The organism is Pseudomonas sp. YuFO20 (assembly GCF_035064975.1).
In the GTDB taxonomy this organism is placed as follows: Bacteria; Pseudomonadota; Gammaproteobacteria; order Pseudomonadales; family Pseudomonadaceae; genus Aquipseudomonas; species Aquipseudomonas putida_AE.
This window is the reverse complement of record NZ_JAXDEO010000038.1, coordinates 1-23,757: the sequence shown is the minus strand read 5'-3', so window position 1 is coordinate 23,757 and position 23,757 is coordinate 1. Positions and strand designations below refer to the sequence as shown.

The 23,757-nt window shown below is 59.9% G+C and carries 22 protein-coding genes; 16 read left to right on the top strand and 6 right to left on the bottom strand.

Annotated features, from left to right (window positions below; translation table 11 throughout):
* Window position 1: 1 nt before the first annotated feature.
* Window positions 2-1,288 (bottom strand): HlyD family secretion protein, encoded by a 1,287-nt coding sequence (locus SOP85_RS20795; RefSeq protein WP_323628082.1) that lies wholly within the window; start codon window positions 1,286-1,288, stop codon window positions 2-4.
* A 527-nt stretch (window positions 1,289-1,815) separates the two neighbouring features.
* Here SOP85_RS20795 and SOP85_RS20790 point away from each other — a divergent pair.
* The 6 genes from SOP85_RS20790 (at window position 1,816) to SOP85_RS20765 (ending at window position 9,122) form a co-directional block, all read left to right on the top strand.
* Window positions 1,816-2,862 (top strand): PDDEXK nuclease domain-containing protein, encoded by a 1,047-nt coding sequence (locus SOP85_RS20790; protein WP_323628108.1) that lies wholly within the window; start codon window positions 1,816-1,818, stop codon window positions 2,860-2,862.
* Window positions 2,863-2,965: 103 nt separating this feature from the next.
* A complete protein-coding gene (cysM, locus tag SOP85_RS20785) occupies window positions 2,966-3,868 on the top strand; it encodes a cysteine synthase CysM (protein WP_274072917.1) in 903 nt (300 codons plus the stop codon).
* Window positions 3,868-5,220 carry a 23S rRNA (uracil(1939)-C(5))-methyltransferase RlmD gene (gene rlmD, locus SOP85_RS20780; protein WP_323608139.1) on the top strand — a complete coding sequence of 451 codons (1,353 nt, stop codon included), beginning with the start codon at window positions 3,868-3,870 and terminating at the stop codon, window positions 5,218-5,220. The genes cysM and rlmD overlap by 1 nt, the downstream gene beginning before the upstream one ends.
* Window positions 5,221-5,341: 121 nt before the next feature.
* Complete coding sequence (relA, locus tag SOP85_RS20775) at window positions 5,342-7,585, top strand: GTP diphosphokinase (RefSeq protein WP_274072919.1); 2,244 nt, start codon at window positions 5,342-5,344, stop codon at window positions 7,583-7,585.
* 132 nt (window positions 7,586-7,717) lie between these two features.
* Window positions 7,718-8,551, top strand: coding sequence for a nucleoside triphosphate pyrophosphohydrolase (gene mazG / locus SOP85_RS20770; RefSeq protein WP_323628081.1), 834 nt, complete (start codon window positions 7,718-7,720; stop codon window positions 8,549-8,551).
* Window positions 8,552-8,579: 28 nt separating this feature from the next.
* On the top strand, window positions 8,580-9,122 hold the full coding sequence (locus tag SOP85_RS20765) for a DUF2058 domain-containing protein (RefSeq protein ID WP_274072921.1): 543 nt from the start codon (window positions 8,580-8,582) through the stop codon (window positions 9,120-9,122).
* A 109-nt stretch (window positions 9,123-9,231) separates the two neighbouring features.
* Here the strand turns inward: SOP85_RS20765 and SOP85_RS20760 are convergent, their stop codons facing one another.
* The 5 genes from SOP85_RS20760 to SOP85_RS20740 all read right to left on the bottom strand — a co-directional run bounded on the left by SOP85_RS20760 (window position 9,232) and on the right by SOP85_RS20740 (window position 14,644).
* Window positions 9,232-9,420: a hypothetical protein gene (locus SOP85_RS20760; RefSeq protein ID WP_274072922.1), complete on the bottom strand. Its 189-nt coding sequence runs from the start codon at window positions 9,418-9,420 to the stop codon at window positions 9,232-9,234.
* 398 nt (window positions 9,421-9,818) lie between these two features.
* On the bottom strand, window positions 9,819-11,039 hold the full coding sequence (fabB, locus tag SOP85_RS20755; protein ID WP_015096439.1) for a beta-ketoacyl-ACP synthase I: 1,221 nt from the start codon (window positions 11,037-11,039) through the stop codon (window positions 9,819-9,821).
* 11 nt (window positions 11,040-11,050) lie between these two features.
* Complete coding sequence (fabA, locus tag SOP85_RS20750; protein WP_003179264.1) at window positions 11,051-11,566, bottom strand: 3-hydroxyacyl-[acyl-carrier-protein] dehydratase FabA; 516 nt, start codon at window positions 11,564-11,566, stop codon at window positions 11,051-11,053.
* Window positions 11,567-11,813: 247 nt separating this feature from the next.
* Window positions 11,814-13,715 (bottom strand): ATP-binding protein, encoded by a 1,902-nt coding sequence (locus tag SOP85_RS20745; protein ID WP_274072923.1) that lies wholly within the window; start codon window positions 13,713-13,715, stop codon window positions 11,814-11,816.
* Window positions 13,712-14,644 (bottom strand): ABC transporter substrate-binding protein, encoded by a 933-nt coding sequence (locus SOP85_RS20740; RefSeq protein ID WP_323628079.1) that lies wholly within the window; start codon window positions 14,642-14,644, stop codon window positions 13,712-13,714. Before SOP85_RS20740 ends, SOP85_RS20745 begins: the two co-directional genes overlap by 4 nt.
* Before the next feature lie 261 nt (window positions 14,645-14,905).
* Between SOP85_RS20740 and SOP85_RS20735 the strand changes: the two genes are divergently transcribed.
* The 10 genes from SOP85_RS20735 (at window position 14,906) to pyrF (ending at window position 23,690) form a co-directional block, all read left to right on the top strand.
* Window positions 14,906-15,931: an NAD(P)H-dependent glycerol-3-phosphate dehydrogenase gene (locus SOP85_RS20735; protein ID WP_274072925.1), complete on the top strand. Its 1,026-nt coding sequence runs from the start codon at window positions 14,906-14,908 to the stop codon at window positions 15,929-15,931.
* 29 nt (window positions 15,932-15,960) lie between these two features.
* Window positions 15,961-16,308, top strand: a complete 348-nt coding sequence (locus tag SOP85_RS20730; RefSeq protein ID WP_323628078.1) for a DUF4389 domain-containing protein — start codon at window positions 15,961-15,963, stop codon at window positions 16,306-16,308.
* Entirely contained in the window at window positions 16,305-16,760 is a 456-nt protein-coding gene (gene sixA / locus SOP85_RS20725) for a phosphohistidine phosphatase SixA (protein ID WP_274072927.1), read from the top strand. Before SOP85_RS20730 ends, sixA begins: the two co-directional genes overlap by 4 nt.
* Window positions 16,761-16,894: 134 nt before the next feature.
* Window positions 16,895-18,550: an AMP-binding protein gene (locus SOP85_RS20720; protein ID WP_323628077.1), complete on the top strand. Its 1,656-nt coding sequence runs from the start codon at window positions 16,895-16,897 to the stop codon at window positions 18,548-18,550.
* A 32-nt stretch (window positions 18,551-18,582) separates the two neighbouring features.
* Entirely contained in the window at window positions 18,583-19,026 is a 444-nt protein-coding gene (locus SOP85_RS20715; protein ID WP_274072929.1) for a hotdog fold thioesterase, read from the top strand.
* Between the two features lie 113 nt (window positions 19,027-19,139).
* Window positions 19,140-19,946 carry an alpha/beta fold hydrolase gene (locus SOP85_RS20710; RefSeq protein WP_274072930.1) on the top strand — a complete coding sequence of 269 codons (807 nt, stop codon included), beginning with the start codon at window positions 19,140-19,142 and terminating at the stop codon, window positions 19,944-19,946.
* Window positions 19,943-20,797: an alpha/beta hydrolase gene (locus SOP85_RS20705; protein ID WP_274072931.1), complete on the top strand. Its 855-nt coding sequence runs from the start codon at window positions 19,943-19,945 to the stop codon at window positions 20,795-20,797. The genes SOP85_RS20710 and SOP85_RS20705 overlap by 4 nt, the downstream gene beginning before the upstream one ends.
* Before the next feature lie 118 nt (window positions 20,798-20,915).
* The gene (locus SOP85_RS20700; protein WP_323628076.1) at window positions 20,916-21,722 is read left to right on the top strand and encodes a DUF4892 domain-containing protein; all 807 of its coding nucleotides are present in this window, start codon (window positions 20,916-20,918) and stop codon (window positions 21,720-21,722) included.
* Window positions 21,723-21,792: 70 nt separating this feature from the next.
* On the top strand, window positions 21,793-22,845 hold the full coding sequence (locus SOP85_RS20695) for an AI-2E family transporter (RefSeq protein ID WP_274072933.1): 1,053 nt from the start codon (window positions 21,793-21,795) through the stop codon (window positions 22,843-22,845).
* A gap of 146 nt (window positions 22,846-22,991) precedes the next feature.
* The gene (pyrF, locus tag SOP85_RS20690) at window positions 22,992-23,690 is read left to right on the top strand and encodes an orotidine-5'-phosphate decarboxylase (protein WP_274072934.1); all 699 of its coding nucleotides are present in this window, start codon (window positions 22,992-22,994) and stop codon (window positions 23,688-23,690) included.
* Window positions 23,691-23,757: the final 67 nt, after the last annotated feature.

Below are 23,757 nucleotides of genomic sequence, written 5' to 3'. Positions count from 1 at the left end.
TTTAGTCTGCACGCTTGCCAGTGATTGAGTGAATCGGCTCCAAAGCCCATTCATAGATGCGACGTTTATCTTGGATGATATCAGCCTCCAGCAACATGCCGGCCTGTAGTGGTTGTGAGATGCCGTATACGTTAATCGTCTGCGAATCGAGATTGACCGTGGCACGGTAGAAGAGCTCAGTTGGCTCGGGTGTTTTTTGAACGATATTTGCAATGTGCGATGGTAGTTCTTGAACGGCATAAGGGCTTTTCGCCAGATCTACGATCCGCCCTCGTGCCATACCAAATTTCTGATAAGGATAGGCTGAATAGCGTATTAGTACTGTCTGTCCTTTCTCTACGAAACCCACTTGCCGAGAAGCAATATACATGTGAGCAGTAAGATCGGTGCCTTGAGGAATCAAACTGGCAAGCAGTGTTCCAGGTGCGACGTGTTGACCAACCTGAATATTCACGCCGGTTACAGTTCCAGGAAATGGTGCAGTGCTAACTTGTTGTTTACGCACGTTATTTTCTGCCTGCTCTTGTCTTACAAGTGAGATTCCATTGTCTATGTCAGCTATTTCGTTGCGGTGGTGCAACTCTGCCTCTTGGCGCAGGGTATGTAACTCTGTGTACTCGCGATTAAGACTTGCACGCGCTCTCTGCACACTTTGCTGTTGTCCGAGCAGAGCTAGGAGTTCTCCTTCCTCCTGTTGAAACTGTGCGACAGAGATGAAGCCGGTAGTTAATAGGTCCTTTTGTCTTTTGTGCTGAATTCCAGCCAGATCTACCCGTCGAGCGATCAGACGTATCTCTTCACTAAACTGACTAAGTTCGCCGCTAATCGCCGCGAGTCGGCTATCCATGAGACGAATTTTTCCCGAGATGCGGTCATTTGCAACTGTGCGGTTGCGCTCGAGTATCAATAAGCGCTTATTAAGTTGGTCTGCAATCAACTGTTGTGTGCCGCCAGTCGCACTGATTCGTTCGCCGGAGATTATAAACAGGTCGTCACCCGTTTTTACGGTCTGACCCTCAAAAGCAAACACTTCAGTGAGCAACCCTGTAGTGGGCGAAGTTAGGCGTAACATACCGTTTTCGGGCATGAGCAAACCTCCGACGGTAGCTTTACGGGTATAGGTTCCAAAGTAAGAATAGGCCGCGACCATCACTATTAATGTTCCGGCCAGAATGGCCGCTACGCCATATCCCAACGGTTGGTGGATTAGTACTTTTCCGAAACTTTGTTCATTATTTGCATTGGCAACTTCAGGGCGAAATAGAGCTAAAGCATCGGACATCGTCATTGGGTCTTCAGTCGGTCTACGGTGTGCTGCATCCCGCTGGAGCGCGAGCGCAGTACAAAGACTATCGATGAAGTCCAAAGGTTACCAGTTCACGATAACCGCCAAAATCTGAATGAAATGTCCGAAAGAAAATTCTTCTGGAACCGTTTTTTCTGAGTTTTGTCTTTTTTCGTACGTTGTTAGTGCACCAATTCTGTAGGACTAATACCCATCACATTTTTTTTGTTCGCATGGAACATAACTACCGCACTTGCGTGAGATGGCCTGCGAGTGTTTTCCGGTATGTCAGCCCCCCAGTCTGGATTGCGAATACGCCATGACCTTGTAGTACCTAGCCATCACCGAGCCCAGTACGCCAAAGATGGCAACCTCGTAGCACACATAGTGGGCGGCCTTCAACACCCGTTCTGTTTTTGCCGGAGCGTTCCCGAGTTTCTGTACGACATTTCCCAAAGGGTATCACCGGTCATTTCAAGCATCCCTGGCGGTTTAAGCTCACGCTTTTACTCGTGTACAAGGATCCAGGCATGACCGTACCCTTCGCTCCCGCAAGCAAAACCGACGATCGTTTCAATGAAGTGCTTGCGCTGATTCAAAGTGCCAGGCGCCAGGCTATGCAGGCGGTGAATACCCAGCTGATCGAGTTGTACTGGCAGGTGGGTGCCTATATCAGCCGCAAGCTGGAGAATGCCGAATGGGGTGATTCCGTGGTCGGTCAACTGGCTGTGCATCTGGCTCAGACTCAGCCCGGTTTGCGTGGCTTCACTCGCTCGAATTTGTTCCGCATGCGCCAGTTTTATGAGATTTACTGCGCAGAAGAAAAAGTCGCACCACTGGCGCGACAATTGTCCTGGTCCCACAACGTGATCATTTTCGGCCAGAGCAAACGCCCGGAAGAGCGCGAGTTTTACCTGCGAATGGCCGTTCAGGAAAAATGGTCAAAGCGCGAGCTGGAGCGTCAGTTCAAGACAGCGCTGTTTGAACGCAGCGTGACCCAGCCGGCCAAAGTTTCCGCGGTTCTGAAACAAACCCACCCCTGCGCGTTAGAGATATTCCGCGACGCCTACATGGTCGAATTTCTCGACTTGCCCGGCGCCCACGCCGAAACCGATCTGCATCTGGGCTTGCTGGGGCGCCTCAAGCAATTCTTGAGTGAGCTTGGCCGCGATTTCTGCTTTGTCGGCTCCGAGTACCCTTTACAAGTTGGCGGGCGTGATTTTGCACTGGACCTGTTGTTCTTCCACCGTGGTCTCAACTGCCTGGTGGCCATCGAGCTCAAGGTCGGCCGTTTCGAGCCGGAGTATCTGGGCAAGTTGGGCTTCTACCTGGAGGCCCTGGATCGCGAAGAACGCAAACCTCATGAAAACCCTGCAATCGGGGTATTGCTCTGCGCCAGTAAAGAGGACGAAGTCGTCGAATACGCCCTTAACCGAAGCCTGTCGCCAGCGCTGATCGCCGAGTACCAGGTACAATTACCGGATAAACAGTTGTTGCAGGCCAAATTGCATGAGTTTTATACACTGAATACGGCGCATGGGGAGGGCGCAGAAGCGGCTTCAAGTCCTGCTTTGTGAACCCTTATTCCCACAAGCCATAAGCACCGCACTTTGCGTGATATGGCCTTGGATGGTTTGCCGGTATGATAGGCGCCCCCGCAGTCTGGATTGCGAATACGCCATGACCTTGCAGTACCCAACCATCGCCGATTGCGTCGGCAACACTCCGCTGGTCCGTTTGCAGCGCCTGCCCGGCGCCACCAGCAATACCCTTTTGCTCAAGCTCGAAGGGAATAACCCGGCGGGTTCGGTCAAGGACCGTCCGGCGCTGTCGATGATCACCCGCGCCGAGTTGCGCGGGCAGATCCATGCCGGCGATACGCTGATCGAAGCGACTTCCGGTAATACCGGGATTGCGCTGGCCATGGCCGCCGCGATCAAGGGTTACAAGATGATCCTGATCATGCCGGACAACTCCAGCGCCGAACGCAAGGCGGCGATGACTGCCTATGGCGCCGAGCTGATTCTGGTCAGCCAGGAGGAGGGCATGGAAGGTGCCCGCGACCTCGCCCAGCGCATGGAGGCCGAAGGCCGTGGCAAGGTGCTGGATCAGTTCGCCAACGGTGACAACCCCGAGGCGCATTACACCACCACCGGTCCGGAAATCTGGCGCCAGACCCAGGGCACCATCACCCATTTCGTCAGCTCCATGGGCACCACCGGCACGATCATGGGCGTCTCGCGCTACTTGAAAGAGCAGAGCGACAGCGTGCAGATCATCGGCCTGCAACCGATGGAAGGCTCAGCCATTCCCGGCATCCGCCGTTGGCCGCAGGAATACCTGCCGAAAATTTATCAAGCCGAGCGCGTCGACCGTATCGTCGACATGGCGCAAAGCGAAGCCGAAGACGTCACCCGGCGCCTGGCCCGCGAAGAAGGCATCTTCTGTGGCGTGTCCTCGGGCGGGGCGGTGGCAGCGATGCTGCGCCTGTCCAAAGAAGTTGAAAACGCGGTGATCGTCGCGATCATCTGCGACCGTGGCGACCGTTATCTGTCGACCGGCATTTTCGACGCGCCCAACTGATGGCCAAGCACGAGAGAGGCCTGCGCTTCCAGCCCACCGGCGGCAGCAAGGCTCCGCAAGTCCCGACCGGCAAAAAGCAGCGCCTGAGCATCGAGCGCCTGGCCAATGACGGTCGTGGTATCGCGTTTTTCGAAGGGCGTACCTGGTTCGTCATCGGCGCACTGGCCGGTGAAGAGATCGAGGCGCGGGTTCTCGGCGCCCACGGCAAAGTGGTCGAAGCGCGTACCGAGCGGGTGTTCAAGGCCAGCGAACTGCGTCGCCCCGCACCCTGTGCCCATGCCGGCCGTTGCGGCGGCTGCAGCGTGCAGCATCTGCCCCATAACGAACAACTCGCCCTGAAACAGCGCATGCTCGCCGAGCAATTGTCCAAGGTCGCAGGCGTCGAGCCCGAAGAGTGGGCCGCGCCATTGAGCGGTCCGGAATTCGCCTACCGCCGTCGCGCCCGGGTGGCGGTGCGTTGGGACATGAAGGCGAAAAAACTCGAAGTCGGTTTCCGTGCCGCTGGCAGCCAGGACATTGTCGGCATCGATGATTGCCCGGTGCTGGTACAGCCCTTGCAACCGATCATGGCCCGCTTGCCGGAAATGCTGCGGCGCTTGAGTAAACCTCAAGCACTGGGTCACGTGGAATTGTTCAGCGGTTCATCGTTGGCGGTATTGCTGCGCCACATGGCGCCGTTGTCCGAAAGCGACATGACCATCCTCAAGGATTTCTGCGCGTTCCATCACGCCCAGCTGTGGTTGCACGGTGACGGAGAGCCGCATCCGGTCGAGGCCGATCAGTCCCTGGGCTATCGTCTTGAACAGTGGGATCTGAATCTGGCGTACCGGCCGGGGGATTTCATCCAGGTCAATGCCGGGGTCAACGAAGCGATGGTCGCCCAGGCGCTGGAATGGCTGAAACCGCAAGCCGATGAACGCGTTCTCGATCTATTCTGTGGGTTGGGTAACTTTGCCTTGCCGTTGGCCAAAGCCGTTCGCGAAGTCGTGGCGGTGGAGGGGGTGCAGGTGATGGTCGATCGCGCCGCCGCGAATGCGATCAGCAACAATCTGCATAACGCGAAATTTTTTCAGGCCGATTTATCCCAGCCTTTGACCGATGCCGAATGGGCCGGCGAAGGCTTTTGTGCGGTACTCTTGGACCCACCGCGTGACGGCGCTTTCGAGGTCGTGCGCAAGCTCAAGTCCCTGGGAGCCGAGCGGTTGGTGTATGTGTCGTGCAACCCTGCGACCCTGGCGCGCGACACGGTCGAATTGATCAAGCAGGGCTACCGGTTAAAACGTGCCGGGATTCTCGATATGTTTCCTCAGACGGCACATGTCGAGGCCATGGCGTTATTTGAAGCGAGCTAGGACGCTCGTCTGGTCCGACTGGCCCGCCCGTGCAGCCGCGTACCAGCCCGATGTGGGCTCATGGGCAACGAAGGTCAGCGATTTGACGCATTGAATCTGCGTCGTAGGGAAGGTAAGCAAGATGGTACAGGTGAGAGCACACCAGCCGATCAACACCGACGGCAGTATCAATCTCGAGGCTTGGCTCGATCACGCGGTCAGTGTCGATCTGGCACTGGATCGCGAAGCCTTGAAAGAAGCCTGCGAGTTCGCTCGCGAGGCCGAACAACAAGCCAATGCGGCTAAGAATCTGTGGACCGAAGGCAACTCGAGTTTCCGCACGGGCCTGGAGATCGCCGAGATCCTCGCCGACCTCAAGCTCGATCAGGATTCGCTGGTGGCCGCGGTCTTGTACCGGGGCGTACGCGAAGGCCAGATCCCGTTGCCCACGGTCAGCCAGCGCTTCGGCCCGGTGGTCGCCAAACTGATCGACGGCGTGCAGCGCATGGCCGCGATCAGCGACAGCTTGAGCCCGCGCAAATCCATGGTGATGGGCACCCAGGGCCAGGTGGAAAACCTGCGCAAGATGCTCGTGGCCATGGTCGACGACGTGCGCGTGGCCCTGATCAAGCTGGCCGAGCGCACCTGCGCGATCCGTGCGGTGAAGACCGCCGACGACGAGAAGCGCAACCGCGTGGCTCGCGAGGTGTTCGACATCTACGCGCCACTGGCCCACCGCCTGGGTATCGGCCACATCAAGTGGGAGCTGGAGGACTTGTCCTTCCGTTACCTCGAGCCTGACCAATACAAGCAGATCGCCAAGTTGCTGCACGAGCGGCGTCTGGATCGCGAGCGCTTCATCAGCGACGTGATGAGTCAGCTGAAGAACGAATTGCAGGCCACCGGCGTCGATGCCGACATCAGCGGTCGGGCCAAGCACATCTATTCGATCTGGCGCAAAATGCAGCGCAAGGGCCTGGAGTTCAGCCAGATCTACGACGTGCGCGCCGTGCGGGTACTCGTGCCGGAAATGCGCGACTGCTACACCGCGCTCGGCATTGTCCACACCCTGTGGCGGCACATCCCGAAAGAGTTCGACGACTACATCGCCAACCCGAAAGAGAACGGCTATCGCTCATTGCATACCGCGGTGATCGGGCCCGAGGGCAAGGTGCTGGAGGTGCAGATCCGCACCCACGCCATGCATGAAGAGGCCGAGCTTGGCGTGTGCGCGCACTGGCGCTACAAGGGCACCGACGTCAAGTCCGGCTCCAATCACTACGAAGAGAAAATCTCCTGGCTGCGTCAGGTGCTCGAGTGGCACGAAGAGCTGGGCGACATTGGCGGGTTGGCCGAACAGCTGCGGGTCGATATCGAACCCGACCGGGTCTACATCTTTACCCCGGACGGTCACGCCATCGATTTGCCCAAGGGCGCGACGCCACTGGACTTCGCCTACCGCGTCCACACCGAGATCGGTCACAACTGCCGCGGCGCCAAGATCAACGGGCGCATCGTGCCGCTCAACTACAGCCTGCAAACCGGTGAACAGGTCGAGATCATCACCAGCAAGCACGGCACGCCGAGCCGCGACTGGCTGAACCCGAACCTGGGTTACATCACCACCTCGCGGGCGCGGGCGAAGATCGTTCACTGGTTCAAGCTGCAGGCGCGCGACCAGAACGTCGCCGCCGGTAAAACCCTGCTCGAGCGCGAACTCAATCGCCTCGGCCTGCCGCAGGTGGACTTCGACAAGCTGGCCGACAAGGCCAACATGAAGACCGCCGAGGACATGTTCGCTGCCCTCGGTGCCGGCGATTTGCGCCTGGCGCAACTGGTCAACCTGGCGCAGCAACTGGTCGAGCCGGAACGCGGCAACGAACAGCTGGAACTGATTCCACGCAAGGCTACCGGCTACAAGCCAGGCAAGCGTGGCGACATTCAGATCCAGGGCGTGGGCAACCTGATGACCCAGATGGCCGGTTGCTGCCAGCCGCTGCCGGGGGATGCAATCGTCGGCTACATCACCCAGGGCCGCGGCGTGAGCATCCACCGTCAGGATTGTGCCTCGGTGCTGCAGTTAGGCGGGCGCGAGCCGGAGCGGATCATTCAGGTCAGCTGGGGGCCGGTACCGGTGCTCACCTATCCGGTGGACATCGTCATCCGTGCCTACGACCGTTCCGGATTGCTGCGTGACGTCTCGCAGGTGCTGCTCAACGAGCGGATCAACGTGCTGGCGGTCAATACCCGCTCGAACAAGGAGGACAACACCGCGCTGATGTCCCTGACCATCGAGATTCCGGGGCTGGACGCGCTTGGGCGGTTGCTTGGGCGGATTTCCCAGCTGCCGAACATCATCGAAACCCGGCGTAACCGAACCCCTTGAGATCAGCGCCAATCCAATGTGGGAGCGGGCTTGCTCGCGAAAGCGATTTGCCATACGCATCAATTTTGAATGTGCCGGCCTCTTCGCGAGCAAGCCCGCTCCCACAGGGGAGCTTTATCATGAGAGGGATTGATGTACAGCCTTGAAGATTTATTGCACCTGATGAACCGCCTGCGCGACCCGCAGTACGGTTGCCCGTGGGACATCAGGCAAACCTACGCCACCATCGTCCCGCACACCCTCGAGGAAGCCTATGAAGTCGCCGACGCCATCGAGCGCGGTGACTTCGATCACCTGCAGGGTGAGTTGGGCGACCTGCTGTTCCAGGTGGTTTATTACAGCCAGCTGGCCCGGGAGGAAGGACGCTTCGAGTTCGCTGGCGTGGTCGATGGCATCACGCGCAAGTTGATTCGCCGTCACCCACACGTATTCCCCACGGGTGATCTGTACGCGCCTATGGATGTCCCGCGCCTGAGTGAGGAACAGGTCAAGCAGCGCAGGGAAGAGATCAAGGCCGAGGAGCGCGCAGAGAGCTCCAGTGCACCGCAACAACTGTCCTTGCTCGATGATGTCCCGGCAGCATTGCCGGCGTTGTCCCGCTCGGCAAAATTGCAGAAGCGAGCAGGGCAGGTCGGTTTCGACTGGCCCGATGCATTGCCGGTGCTTGATAAAGTCCGTGAAGAACTCGATGAAGTCCTCGAGGCCATGTCGGAAAACGATCCAGAGGCCGTGGCCGACGAGATTGGCGACCTGCTGTTTTCCGTGGTCAATCTGGCCAGGCATCTCAAGGTCGACCCGGAAACCGCGCTGCGTGGCGCCAACGGCAAGTTCGAACGGCGCTTCCGTTTTATCGAACAGGCATTGCGCGACACCCACCGTCCCATGGAAGATTGCACCCTCGAAGAGTTGGACGCCCTGTGGGGTGAAGCCAAACGCCAGGAAAAGAATGTGCCCAGCTGCGGTTGAGCAGTTGCCTAAGTGAGTAATAAGCACCATGAGCATTTCCCTTCGCGACCAGTTGCTCAAAGCAGGGCTGGTCAACCAGAAGCAGGCCAAGCAGGTCAGCAAAGACAAACAGAAGCAGCAGCGCCTGGCCCACAAAGGCCAGATCGAACTGGACGACTCCCAGCAGCGTGCGGCTCAGGAAGCGATGGCCGAGAAGGTCAAGCGCGATCAGGAGCTCAACCGTCAGCAGCAGGAAAAGGCCGAGGCGAAAGCCCGCGTAGCACAGGTCAAGCAATTGATCGAAGCCACGCGCCTGCCGAAACTGACGACCGAGGACTACTACAACTTCGTCGACGACAAGAAGGTCAAGCGTCTCTCGGTCAACAGCCTGATGCGCAACAAGCTGAGCAACGGTTCGCTGGCCATCGTGCATCACGCCGGCGGTTATGAAGTGATCCCCCGGGAAGCGGCCCTGAAGATCCAGGAGCGCGATCCGCAACGTATCGTGCAGCTGAATGTGCAGACCGAAGAAGTCGCCGCCGAGGACGATCCGTACGCGGCCTATCAGATCCCTGACGATCTGATGTGGTAAGCGATGTAGGAGCGAGCTTGCTCGCGATGGTCGTTAACGATAACGCGTGTTTACTGGCTAAACGCGGCGCTCTTTAGTCCATCGCGAGCAAGCTCGCTCCTACAATTGCTCAGGCGGAGCGTAGTTCTCGTTGCTGCTCCAGGGTTTCCAGTTCGGCCTTGTAACTGTGGGCGTCAGTTTCGGAGTGGAACATCCCGACCAGCAGGTCTTGTTGGTACACATCCCAGATCCGCACACCGGCGGCTACGCCTTCGTGGGACATACGTGAATCGTCGCGTTCAGTTACTTTTACAGTCATCTGCTAGCTCCAATCTCTGTTATCTGCAGCAAGGCATGTGCAGGACTCTGTTATAGAGTTTGGTAGCTTGCTAAGTAAACGACTGAGTTTGGAAAGGGTTTCTTGCAAAAACAGCAACAGTCCTGCAGCCCACGCAAACCGCGACATTCAGTCGCAGGGCCTTAAGTTTCATGACAAAAGCTTCATCTCCATGCCCAAGCCTTGTGGGCAAAACGCTGACCCTGTGGGAGCGGGCTTGCTCGCGAAGACGGAGTGTCAGGCGCCATTAATGTTGAATGTGCCGCCGCCTTCGCGAGCAAGCCCGCTCCCACAGGGCGCAGAGTTGCTCCATTTACCTAAGGCAAAAAAAAACGCCCCGAACCAGTCGGGGCGTTTTTTGTGCGTTCAGCAGCGGGGAATTACTTGCCTTCCCAGCGCTTCAGTACCAGCGTGGCGTTGGTGCCGCCGAAACCGAAGCTGTTGCTCATCACGGTGTTGATGGTGGCGTTTTCGCGGGTCTTGGTCAGCACCGGCAGGTCAGCCACTTCAGGGTCCAGCTCGTCGATGTTGGCGGAGCCGGCAATGAAGTTGCCTTCCATCATCAGCATGCAGTAGATCGCTTCGTGAACGCCGGCGGCGCCCAGGGAGTGACCCGACAGGCTCTTGGTGGAGCTGATGGCCGGAGCCTTGTCGCCGAACACTTCACGCACACCTTTCATTTCCGCGACGTCGCCGACCGGAGTCGAAGTGCCGTGGGTGTTCAGGTAGTCGATCGGGGTGTCGACGGTGGACAGCGCCTGCTGCATGCAGCGGATCGCGCCTTCGCCGCTTGGGGCAACCATGTCGTAGCCGTCGGAGGTCGCGCCGTAGCCAACGATTTCCGCGTAGATTTTTGCGCCGCGGGCCAGGGCGTGTTCCAGCTCTTCAACCACGACCATGCCGCCACCGCCAGCGATGACAAAACCGTCACGGTCGGCGTCGTAGGCGCGGGAGGCTTGTTCCGGGGTGTCGTTGCGCTTGCTGGACAGGGCGCCCATGGCGTCGAACAGGAACGACTGGCTCCAGTGTTCTTCTTCACCGCCGCCGGCGAAAACGATGTCCTGCTTGCCCATCTGGATCTGTTCCATGGCGGTACCGATGCAGTGAGCACTGGTGGCGCAGGCAGACGCGATGGAGTAGTTCAGGCCCTTGATCTTGAACGGCGTGGCCAGGCAGGCGGATACGGTGCTGCTCATGGTCCGCGTTACGCGGTATGGGCCGACGCGCTTGACGCCTTTCTCGCGCAGGATGTCCAGCGCTTCCATCTGGTTCAGGGTCGATGCGCCACCGGAACCGGCGATCAGGCCGGTACGCGGGTTGGACACCTGCTCTTCGGTCAGGCCGGAGTCAGTGATGGCGTCTTTCATGGCCAGGTAGGCATAAGCTGCCGCGTGGCCGACGAAGCGATAGATCTTGCGATCGATCAGTTCTTCAAGGTTGAGGTCAATGGAGCCGGAAACCTGGCTACGCAGACCCATTTCGGCATATTCCGGGTTGAACCGGATGCCAGGGCGGCTTGCACGCAGGTTAGCGGAGACGGTCTCTTTGTCATTGCCCAGGCACGAAACAATGCCCAGACCAGTGATAACGACGCGGCGCATGCGGATAACCCTTAGAAGTTGTCAGTGGAGGTGAACACGCCGACCCGGAGGCCTTCGGCGGTATAGATTTCGCGACCGTCGACAGTCACCGAACCGTCGGCGATGGCCAGGTTCAGCTTGCCTTTGAGGACACGCTTGATATGAATGTTATAGGTGACTTTCTTGGCGGTCGGCAGGACCTGGCCGAAGAATTTCACTTCGCCCGATCCCAGGGCGCGACCGCGGCCCGGCAGGCCTTGCCAGCCCAGGAAGAAGCCGACCAGTTGCCACATGGCGTCGAGGCCCAGGCAGCCCGGCATCACCGGATCGCCTTCGAAGTGGCAGGCGAAGAACCACAGGTCCGGAGTGATATCCAGCTCGGCGACCAATTCACCTTTGCCGTACTTGCCACCTTCTTCGCTGATCAGGGTGATGCGATCGACCATCAGCATGTTCGGGGCGGGCAGTTGCGCGTTACCTGGGCCGAACAGCTCACCGCGACTGCAGCGCAGCAGGTCTTCCCGGGTAAAGGCGTTTTGTTTGGTCATGCGAGCTCCTCAATAGTCCCATGCGGCAGGTGGGGCAAATCTTCCCGGCCGATCGAAGCATTCATGCCTCGAACCGGCAGCCTACTCATAGACTATTGCGTTGTAGTGAAAGTCACAGTACCAAGGACATGAATGTACACTTGTGCACTGAAATTTTTAATCAAGCCCAATTTCGGACTTGTACGGGTGCCTAAGACTGCCGCACTTTCGCCTTTCACGCCAGTCGCAGATGCTCGAAAGGCCTGTACTACTGCACCCATCGCTGCAGAATTTGCTGAAGATCAGTTCGTTTGAAGGGCTTGGCCAGGTAATCGTTCATTCCTGCCGACAAGCAGGCTTCGCGATCCCCCTGCAAGGCATTGGCGGTCAGGGCAATGATCGGCAAGTCGGTGCAGCCGGGCAGTTCACGGATCTGGCGGGTGGCCTCATAGCCGTCGATGATCGGCAATCGGCAGTCCATCAATATGGCTTCGAAAATCAGGCTCTCGGCACTGCGCACCGCCTGTGCGCCATCGGCGGCGACGCTGACAGTAAAGCCCAGGCTGCGCAACATGGCTTCGATCACCGTCTGGTTGACCGGATTGTCCTCGACCAGCAGCACATTGCGCCCTTCGCCGTCGCCCTTGTGGGTCGATACGCGCGGTACCCGCGCCGGCAAGGCCTGTTGAGACAACGCCAGCGGAATTTCCAGGGTGAACATCGAACCACGGCCTTGTTCGCTCTGGGCGCGCAAGGTGCCGCCCATGCGTTCGGCGAGTGTTCGCGCAATCGGCAGGCCAAGGCCAGTGCCACCGTAGCGTCTTGAAATGGAACTGTCGGCTTGCTGAAACGCGTCGAACATCAATTCCAGGCTCTCGGGGGGAATGCCAATGCCGCTGTCGCGTACCGTGCAGGTGAACCACAGCAGTTCGTGATCCAGGGACTGCCACTGCGGCTCGATGGAGACCCGGCCCTGCTCGGTAAACTTCAGTGCATTGCCGACCAGATTGACCAGTATTTGCCGGATGCGCGTCGGATCGCCCTGAACCTGCAGCGCGCGCATGTCCACCGGAATCTGCAACTGCAGGTCGAGCCCGCGTTGCACCGCGCTGTGCTGGAATGACTGGGCGCAACTGGCGATCAGGTCCGCGAGGTTGAAGGGAATATGTTCCAGTTCCAGTTCCGAGCGTTCGATACGGGAAAAATCCAGAATGTCATTGATGACTTTAAGCAGGTGCTCGGTGGATTCCGAAGCCAGCGCGGCGTATTCGAACTGCTCTTCGGTCATCTCGGTGGTTTCCAGCAACTGCAGCATGCCCAGCACACCATTCATCGGCGTGCGCAGTTCGTGGCTCATCATGGCGAGGAAGTCCGACTTGGCGTTGTTGGCTTTTTCCGCTTCCTCGCGGGTCTGGATCAGCTGCGCCATGGCCTGATGTTGTTCGTGACTGGCTTGCTCAAGGCCCCTGGCAAGGTTGTTGATATGTTGCGACAGGGCGCCGAGTTCAGTGTCGTCGACGATAGGCAGCGGCGTTTTATAGTCGCCGGCCTGGATCGCCTTGACCGCATTGCCGATATCGCGCAGCGGTTGCGACAGGCTCGAGGCCAGGCGTCGGGCGACCAGGAAGGTAAACAGCAAGGCGAACAGCGCCAGGATGCCGGCCTTGAGCAGGATCTCCTGCTGGCGCTGGCTGAATGCATCATTGGACAGGCCGACGATCACCCGGCCCAGGTAATCCTCGGCGGGAGTCGTTGGGGCCGCTTTGCGGTCCTGGAAAAAATCATTGTGCAGGGCGATGCGTTGCAGCCGCACGGGGGCCTGGAACACTTCGACCTGATGCGGCTGCTGGTAGCTGGCCGAGGGTTGTTCGACGTACACCAGAATCCGGTTGGCGCTGTCCTGCACCTCCAGGAACCGCACGTTGGGCGTGGCCAGTGTGGCCTTGAGCAGGCTTTCGAGGACCTCGTTATTGCCCGAAATCACCCCGTATTCGGTGGCCGGCGCCAGTTGGTTGGCAATCAACTGGCCGGTATGGTTGAGCTCCTGGCGCAGGTCCTGGATCCGCACGAAGGTGAAGAAGCTGATCAACAGCAACGTCAGCAGCAGGGCGGGGCCGAGGCTGATGATCTGGGTGCGGGTACTGATGTCCCAGCGGCGACGGAAGGTCATGGATGGCTTTCTCCTTCTGCCAGCAGCATGGCGACAGACGCATCGTTGACCTGTTCAAGATCCAGGGAACGAGACACCTGCGCATTGCTCGCGACTTTGAAGCGCTGTGGGTACTGCGAGCGGGGCCACGTGGCGGGCGGCTGGTCGAGCAGTTCATCGAGAGTCGCCAGCCAGTCGCCATGATCGCTGTAGGTACTGGCCAGGCTCCCGGCCTTGACGAACCCTGCATTCGGGCCGATCAAGGCCCGTTGTCGAGCATAGCTGCTGAGCAACAGGTTCTTCGCGGTTTTCGAGTTGTACAGGCCAGGGTCGTCCAGACCCAGTAATGCATCGCTGTTGTCCAGCAACGCCTGCAAAGGACGACTGTCCTCGGTGTTGTCCCAGCGCTCGGTGACTACCTCAAGCCCGAGGGGATGGGCGGCCTGGCGCAGTTCCCGCAACAGGAACTCGCTATGGCCGTCGTACAGCACGCCAATCCGTTTGGCCTGGGGCAGCAGCACGCGGGTGAGGCGCAATTGCCGGTCCAGTGGCGGATCACTCCAAAGCAGGCTGAGGTGCGCGGGCAGGGCGTGCCCCAGATATTGCCGTGCCTGCACGCGGCTGATGCACAGCACCAGTGTCGCCGGGCCGCGGCTGTCCTGCAGGCGCCAGTCTAGGCTGGGCAGGTCGAGCAGGATCAAGCGGGTGTCCGCTGGCAGCTTGCCCGGTGGCGGCAGGCTGGCCAGCGGCTGGAAGCGCACGCTGTCGGCCGGACGCAATTGCCTTAGGGCCTGGGCAAAAGAGTGCATGCCGGGGCTGTCGTCGACACCGATCAGGAGAATGTCCGCGGCGTGGGCCGACAGGCTGTTGAGCCAGCCACCGAATATCAGGCAGACCATGGCCAGCAGATGGCCAAGGGTTGGCGTCTTCCGTGACGGACGATGGGGCATGTTAAAACGCCAGCTCTGCGCTGAAATACATCATCCGACGCTCTTTATAGTTATTGTTGATAATTGCCGCATTCTTGTTAACGAATGATGGCGCGCATGTTAACCGAGCCCGATGAGTTTTCCAGTCGCGATGTAGGCATTTTCTTCGGTTTTGCCGGACTTCTTCCCCTGCACGTCGGTAATTGAAGCAGGGACTGGTCGACACGGGGGCGCGCCGTATAATGCCGGCATCGCCACTGGTATTGGATTAATGGATTGCATATGACTGAACAGCGCCCGATCGCGGTCTTGGGAGGCGGAAGTTTTGGTACCGCCGTGGCTAACCTGCTGGCAGAAAATGGTCATCAAGTCCTGCAATGGATGCGGGACCCCGAACAGGCCGAGGCCATCCGGGTCAATCGCGAGAACCCGCGTTACCTCAAAGGCATCAAGATTCTGCCCGGCGTGACACCGGTCAACGATCTGCTGGCCACCCTGGAGGCCTGCGAGCTGAGTTTCGTTGCACTCCCTTCCAGCGCGTTGCGCTCGGTGCTGGCCCCGCACGCCGATCGCTTGAGCGGCAAGATGCTGGTGAGCCTGACCAAGGGCATCGAAGCCCACACGTTCAAGCTGATGAGCCAGATTCTCGAAGAAATTGCGCCACTGGCACGCATTGGTGTGTTGTCCGGTCCGAACCTGGCCCGTGAAATCGCCGAGCACGCGTTGACCGCCACGGTGGTCGCCAGCGAAGACGAAGAACTCTGCCAGGAGGTCCAGGAGGTGTTGCACGGCCGCACCTTTCGTGTGTATGCCAGCGCCGACCGTTTTGGCGTGGAACTGGGTGGGGCGTTGAAAAACGTCTACGCGATCATCGCCGGCATGGCGGTAGCGATGGGCATGGGCGAAAACACCAAGAGCATGCTGATTACCCGGGCGCTGGCGGAAATGACGCGCTTCGCGGTGAATCAGGGGGCCAACCCGATGACGTTTCTGGGCCTTGCGGGCGTGGGTGACCTGATCGTGACCTGCTCGTCGCCAAAAAGCCGCAACTATCAGGTCGGGTTCGCCCTCGGCCAGGGCTTGAGCCTCGACGAGGCGGTCAATCGCCTGGGCGAAGTCGCCGAAGGCGTGAACACGCTCAAGGTGCTCAAGGCCAAGTCCCAGGAGGTTGGCGTGTACATGCCGTTGGTCGCCGGGCTGCACGCCATTCTGTTCGAAGGGCGCACGCTGGAGCAGGTGATCGGGCTGCTGATGCGCGGCGAGCCGAAGACCGATGTCGACTTTATCTCTACCAGCGGCTTCAACTGAAAAACTACTTCACAGGAACGGAGCGAGACATGAGTGATCAAAAAGTAGAAGCCAGATACGAGTCCATTCTGCTTCGAGTGCTGTGGATGGTGGTGTTCCTGCTGGTGTGGCAGGTGGCGCAGTTCATGCTTGGCGCTGTGGTGCTGGTGCAGTTGATCTATCGTTTGATTTATGGCGCCCCGAGCGCCAGCCTGATGAACTTTGGCGACAGTCTGAGCCAGTTCCTGGCACAGATCGGTCGTTTCGGCACTTTTCACAGCGACCAGAAACCCTGGCCGTTCGCCGATTGGCCGACGCCGCGTACGCCGGAAGGTGAAGCGCCCCACGCCGTGGCGCCTGCGCCACATCCGGCCCGGGATGAGGAACCCAAACTATGAAACTCTGGGTATTGCGTCATGGGGAAGCCGTGCCACACGGTTCCAAACCCCACGATTCGGAGCGGGAATTGACGGAGCACGGACGTGAGGAAGTGCTGCGCACCGCTGCAAATTTGATCGGCCAGCCGCTGACCGCCATCTACGCCAGTCCGTACCTGCGAGCGCAGCAAACCGCGCAACTGGTGCGAGACGCGTTGGGTTTCGAACCGGAAATCCGCACTGTTGAATGGCTGACACCTGACACGGAACCGGACAAAGTGGCCGAACAGATGGTCGCGGTCAGCGACGTGCTGCTGGTCAGTCACAACCCCTTGGTGGGGAATCTGCTGAGTTACCTGCAACATGGTGCCGGGCACCCGCCGGAGAGAGTCGGCACTGCCGGTCTGGCGGAACTCAAGGGCGATGAACTGTTGGTCGGCTCCATGAAGCTCAACGGTATCAAGCACCCGTAAAAGCAATGGATCGCAGCCTTTTGCAGGAGCTGCCGCCGGCTGCGATCTTTTGCTCTTGATTCTCTAAAAAAGTTAACCAAGCACTTGCTTGGTTGACTACGCTTGCTCCAGACCAAAATAAAGGAGCGAGTCCCATGCCTGCTGCTTCTCGTTTGCCCCTGGACATCTTCTACGAGCGCGAGGCCCGTCATCCCCGCCAGCGCTTTCTTGTCCAGCCAGTGGGCGGTGGGCAGGTCGAGACCCTGACCTGGGAGGACGTCGGTCACCAGGCTCGTTGCGCGGCCCATTGGCTGCGGTCGCGGGAACTGCCCCAAGGCAGTCACATCGCCCTGATCTCAAAAAATTGCGCACACTGGATCATTGCCGACCTGGCGATCTGGATGGCCGGGCATGTCTCGGTGCCGTTGTACCCCAACCTCACCGCCGAATCGTTGGCCCAGGTGCTCGAACACTCTGAAGCGACGCTGGCCTTCATCGGTAAACTCGACGACTGGCCTGGCATGTCGCGGGGCGTCAATCCCGATCTGCCGACCATCAGCCTGCCGCTGCACCCGCCTGGCAGCTTCGATTTCAGTTGGGCCGACCTGCAACGCAGCTCGCCGATCCAGGACGATCCCAAGCCCGCCGCTGATCAACTGGCGACCATCATCTACACGTCCGGTACCACCGGCATGCCCAAGGGCGTGATGCACAGCTTCGGCAATCTGGGGTTCGCCACCACGCGCGGCACGCAACTGTTCGGCCTGAATGAGTCGGATCGATTGTTGTCGTATTTGCCGTTGTGCCACGTTGCCGAACGGATGTTCGTTGAATTGGCTTCGATCTATACGGGGCAAAGCGTTTTTTTTGCCGAAAGTCTCGATACCTTCCTGACTGATCTTCGGCGTGCGCGGCCAACGGCGCTGTTTGGCGTGCCGCGCATCTGGACCAAATTCCAGATGGGCGTGTACAGCAAGATTCCGGCAAAGCGCCTGGATTTCCTGCTCGGCTTGCCGATTATCGGCAAGCGGGTCGGGCACAAAGTCCTCGCCGGGTTGGGGCTCGATGCCTTGCGCGTAGCCCTGTCCGGTGCCGCCCCGGTGCCGCTGAGCTTGCTGCTGTGGTACCGCAAACTCGGACTGGACGTGCTGGAGGTCTACGGCATGACGGAAAGCTGCGGTTACTCGCATATTTGCCTGCCGGGACAGAACAAACCGGGCTGGATCGGCAAGCCTTGCCCGGGCGTCGAGGTGCGCATCGACGAATCGGGTGAGGTCATGGTGCGCAGCGGTGCGACCATGCTCGGCTATTTCAAGGAGCCGCAGAAAACCGCCGACACCCTCACCGAGGACGGCTTCCTGCGCACCGGCGACAAGGGCGAGGAAGACGCCGAAGGCAACCTGCGCCTGACCGGGCGCCTGAAGGAGATCTTCAAGACCAGCAAAGGCAAGTACGTGGCCCCGGCCCCCATCGAAAACCGCCTGGCGGTGCATTCGCGCATCGAGCAGGTGTGCGTGGTCGGTGATGGCTTGAGTGCGCCGCTGGGCCTGTGCGTGCTCTCGGCCGTCGGGCAACAGGAGGCGCGGGCCGGATTGCATTCAAGCCTGGAAAGACTACTGGAAGAGGTCAACAACGCCCTCGACAAGCACGAACGCTTGCGCCGACTGGTAGTGGTCAAGGACAGCTGGGCGGTGGAAAACGGCTTTCTCACGCCGACCCTGAAGATCAAGCGCAACGTGATCGAAGCCGCTTACGGCGCCCGCTTCGAAGAATGGAGCGAGCACAGCGAAGCGGTGCTGTGGCAGGATTGAGTCACGAACAAAATCAACAAGGAAAATCTGCTATGAGTCTGTGGCGTACCGCTCCGAACATCGAACAGTTGAATGCCATCCAGAAAAACACCATCGGCGAAGTGCTGGACATTCGTTTCGAAGCCTTCGATGAAGAGTCCCTGACGGCGAGCATGGTCGTCGATCATCGCACCCACCAGCCTTATGGCTTGCTGCATGGCGGCGCTTCCGTCGTGCTGGCTGAATCCGTCGGTTCCATGGCCAGCTACCTGTGCATCGATACCAGCAAATTCTATTGTGTGGGCCTGGAAATCAACGCCAACCATTTGCGCGGTCTGCGCAGCGGGCGGGTGACGGCGGTGGCCAAGGCGATTCACATCGGGCGAACGACCCATGTCTGGGATATCCGTCTGACCAGTGATGAAGGCAAAGCCAGTTGCGTGTCGCGGCTGACCATGGCGGTGGTGCCTTTGGGCGAGAATCCGCCAGCGCGTTGATCGCCAGCCATGGCTTTGACCGGACTGTCATCATTCCTGTCAGTTACGGTCATTGCTGCGGGACGTGGTCTTGCGGACAATCGACCTCTGTTTTCGTTGATGGATCGACTCGTATGTCGCAACAGATATTTTTCGCCCACGCCAACGGGTTTCCTTCGGGTACCTATGGCAAATTGTTCGCGGCGCTGGCGCCCGAATATCAGGTGACGCATCTGGAGCAGCACGCCCACGACCCGCGTTTCCCGGCGGACGACAACTGGTACAACCTGGTGGATGAACTGATCCACCACCTGCAGCAACAGCCGGAGCCGGTATGGGGCGTCGGTCATTCCTTCGGCGGTGTACTGCATCTGCACGCGGCGTTGCGTTGCCCGGAGTTGTATCGCGGTGTGGTGATGCTCGATTCGCCGGTGCTGACCCGCACCGATCAATGGGTCATCCGCGCGGCCAAGCGTTTCGGTTTCATCGACCGCCTGACCCCTGCCGGTCGCACCCTGGGACGTCGTGAAGAATTCGCCGACCTCGACAGCGCCCGCCGTTATTTCGCCGGCAAGACCCTGTTTCGCAGCTTCGACCCGGAATGCTTCGACGCTTATCTGCAACACGGTTTGCACAAGGTTGGCGACAAGCTGCGCCTGCGTTTCGACCCGGCCACGGAAATCAGCATCTACCGTGGCGTGCCGCACACGAGTCCTGGCAGCACCCGGCAGCTGAAAGTGCCACTGGCGGTGGTGCGCGGGCGTAACAGTCGTGTGGTGATGCGCCATCATGCCAGTTCGGTCGGGCGCATGCCCCAGGGCGAATCACTGTGCATGCCTGGCGGTCACATGTTTCCCCTGGAACGCCCGCAGGACACGGCCACGCTGCTGAAAAACCTGTTCAGCCGCTGGGACGGTCGCCAACAGCAGGATTGCGCATGAGCCATGTCGTCGAAGAAGTCCGCCTGAGCCTGCCGCATATCGAGCTGGCGGCGCACTTGTTTGGTCCCGAAGACGGTTTGCCGGTGATTGCCCTGCATGGCTGGCTGGACAACGCCAACAGCTTCGCCCGCCTGGCACCGAAGCTCAAAGGCCTGCGCATCATTGCCCTGGACATGGCCGGTCACGGGCACTCGGGGCACCGCCCGCCGGGCGCCGGTTACGCCATGTGGGACTATGCCCACGATGTGCTGCAAGTGGCAGAACAGCTTGGGCTGAAGCGGTTTGCGTTGCTTGGGCATTCGATGGGCGCCATCGCATCGTTGATCATTGCCGGCTCGTTTCCGGAGCGTGTCACCCACCTGGCGTTGATTGACGGCGTCATTCCTCCCACGGACAAAGGCGAAAACGCTGCCGAACGCATGGGCATGGCCCTGCAGGCGCAGCTGGACCTGCGGGAAAAGCGCAAGCCGGTCTACAGCACCCTCGACCGCGCCATCGAAGCACGCATGAAAGGCCTGGTGGCGGTCAGTCGCGAAGCCGCCGAGCTGCTGGCCCAGCGTGGCCTGATGCCGGTGCCGGGCGGCTACACCTGGCGCACCGACAATCGCCTCACGCTGCCGTCGCCACTGCGCCTGACCACCGAGCAGGCCATGGCCTTCGTCCAGCGGATCGCCTGCCCGGCGAAACTGGTGGTCGCCGCGGACGGCATGCTCGCCAAGCACCACGAGTTGCTGGAGCGTCTACCCTTTAGCCGTGAACAGCTGCCAGGCGGCCATCATTTGCACCTGAATGATGAAGCCGGCGCGGATCTTGTCGCAGACTGTTTCAATCGGTTCTTCGTCATTCCTTGACTTGCGCCGGGCAACTGTCGAGGCTGGGCGGGTTGAAAAGGGAGACAACCATGATAGACCTCTACACCGCTGCGCCCCCGATTGGCCACAAGGTCGTGCTGATCCGATGAGTCTATCCATGCGCTCATTCAGTTTGCTGATGCTCTGTTGTTTCAGTCCTCTATCGTTAGCCGCCGATCTGCCCGGCAGTCAGGACCTGCCGATCGTGCCGCGCATGACCGATGCGCAGATCGTCGACTATCGCCCTGCGGCAGAGCTGGAGCGGATCTACCCCCTCGGCTCGATTCGCAAGATCAGCGGCCAGTTGCGCTTTGACGGCCAGGTCAGTGCCCGTGGGAGTGTCACGTCGGTGACCTACGAGTTGCCGGCGGAGCATTCGTCCACCGAGGCCTTCACCGCAGCGCGCGAAGCGCTGCAGCAGCAGGACGCGCAGTTGCTGTTCTGGTGCCAGGCTCGCGATTGCGGCGAAAGCAGCCTGTGGGCCAACGAAGTGTTCAGCAACGCCAAGCTCTATGGCGCCGATAATGAGCAGGCGTACCTGCTGTTACGCCTGGCCGCTCCTCGGGAAAATACGCTGGTGGCGCTTTACAGCATCACGCGGGGTAATCGCAAAGCCTATCTGCACGTCGAACAATTCGACGCCGTCGCCCCGCTGGGGGATTTGCTGCCGACCTCCGCGACCTTGCTGCGCGAGCTCAAGAGCACCGGCGAACTCGACTTCCCCAAGCTCACTGAAACACCCGATGACACCTGGCTGCGTTTGATCTCCCGGGGACTGAACCTGGACACCACCTTGCGAGTCAGTGTCTCCGGCCCCAATGCCGAAGCCTGGCGTCAGTCGCTGATCGAGCAGGGCGTACGTGCGGCACGGATGGAAACCGGTGCTGTCGACGGTTCCGGCCTGCATATCAAACTGCTGCGCTAGGCGTTATACGGCGAACACGCGGGGCGTGTTCGCCTACTCTTTTTGCTGACATGATTTTTTCGAGACTGTGATGATCAATAACGATCGGCTGTTGGTGCAGATCCTGCTCCTGGTGCTGTTTGGCGCGAGCTTCTGGGTGATGGCGCCGTTCTGGTCGGCCCTGTTCTGGGGCGCAGTACTGGCCTTTGCCAGTTGGCCACTGATGCGCCTGCTGACCCGCTGGCTCAATGGCCGCGAATCCCTGGCGGCAGCCTTGCTGACCGTGGGCTGGATGGTGCTGGTGGCGGCACCCCTGGTGTGGCTCGGGTTCAACCTGGCGGACCATGTGCGCGACGCCACGGCGTTCATCAAGGATGTGCAGGTCGACGGCCTGCCTGAAGCGCCGACCTGGCTGGGCAGCATTCCCCTGGTGGGCGAGCGGCTGGTAGTCATCTGGAACAGTATCGATCAGCAGGGTGCGGCGATGATGGTGTCGCTCAAGCCTTATCTGGGCCAGGTCGGCAACTGGTTGCTGGCGCGTAGCGCGCAGATTGGCAGCGGCATTCTCGAGCTGACCCTGAGCATTGTCTTCGTGTTTTTTTTCTACCGCGACGGCCCGCGGTTGGCGGCCTTTGTCCATGGTTTGCTGGAGCGCCTGATCGGCCACCGTGCCGGGTATTACATCGAGCTGGTGGCGGGCACGGTGCAACGGGTGGTGAACGGTGTGATCGGCACCGCCGCGGCCCAGGCCGTGCTGGCGCTGATCGGCTTCCTGATTGCCGGCGTTCCCGGGGCGTTGGTGCTCGGTATCGTGACCTTCATGCTCAGCCTGATTCCCATGGGGCCGCCGCTGGTATGGATTCCGGCCACTGCCTGGCTGGTTTGGAAGGGCGACTACGGAATGGCGGTGTTCCTCGGCATCTGGGGCATGTTCATCATCAGTGGCGTGGACAACGTGCTCAAGCCTTACCTGATCAGCCGGGGCGGGAATCTACCGCTGGTGATCGTGTTGCTTGGGGTGTTTGGCGGCTTGATCGCGTTCGGCTTCATTGGCCTGTTTATCGGCCCGACCTTGCTGGCCGTGGCTTATAGCCTGTTGACCGACTGGAGCAAGAGCCAGGCGCGGGTCGATGACCGTCGCTGAGCAGTGGACTGTATCGAACTCGACACAATTGCCGCAGAGACTAGTCTTGCCTGAGCGTTCTCGACGATTTACCGATCATCGGGTCCCGCAGGGCCGTTGCTTCCGCTACAATGCGCGCCGATTTCGACTTGCCTGAGAGCCCACTCATGTCCGCCTGCCAGACTCCCATCATCGTCGCCCTGGATTTCCCTACCCGTGACGCCGCACTGAAGCTGGCCGATCAGTTGGACCCGAAACTGTGCCGGGTCAAAGTCGGTAAGGAACTGTTTACCAGCTGTGCTTCGGAAATCGTCGGCACCCTGCGTGACAAGGGTTTCGAAGTGTTCCTCGACCTCAAGTTCCATGACATCCCCAACACCACCGCGATGGCCGTGAAAGCGGCGGCGGAGATGGGCGTGTGGATGGTCAACGTGCATTGCTCCGGAGGCCTGCGCATGATGGCGGCTTGCCGTGAAGTGCTGGACAAGCGCAGCGGCCCGCAGCCATTGCTGATTGGCGTGACCGTGCTGACCAGCATGGAGCGTGAGGACCTGGCAGGGATCGGTCTGGACATCGAGCCGCAAGAGCAGGTGTTGCGCCTGGCCGCACTGGCGGAAAAAGCCGGGATGGATGGGCTGGTGTGCTCGGCCCTGGAAGCCCAGGCGCTGAAAGCGGCGCACCCGTCGCTGCAACTGGTGACCCCGGGGATTCGTCCGGCGGGCAGCGCCCAGGACGATCAACGCCGCATCCTGACCCCGCGCCAGGCGCTGGATGCCGGTTCCGATTACCTGGTGATCGGCCGTCCGATCAGCCAGGCGGCGGATCCGGCCAAGGCGTTGGCTTCGGTAGTGGCCGAGCTCGCCTAAATGCCAAACCTGTAGGAGCCGGCTTGCTGGCGATGCAGGCGCCGCGGTTTATCTGAATGACCGCGGC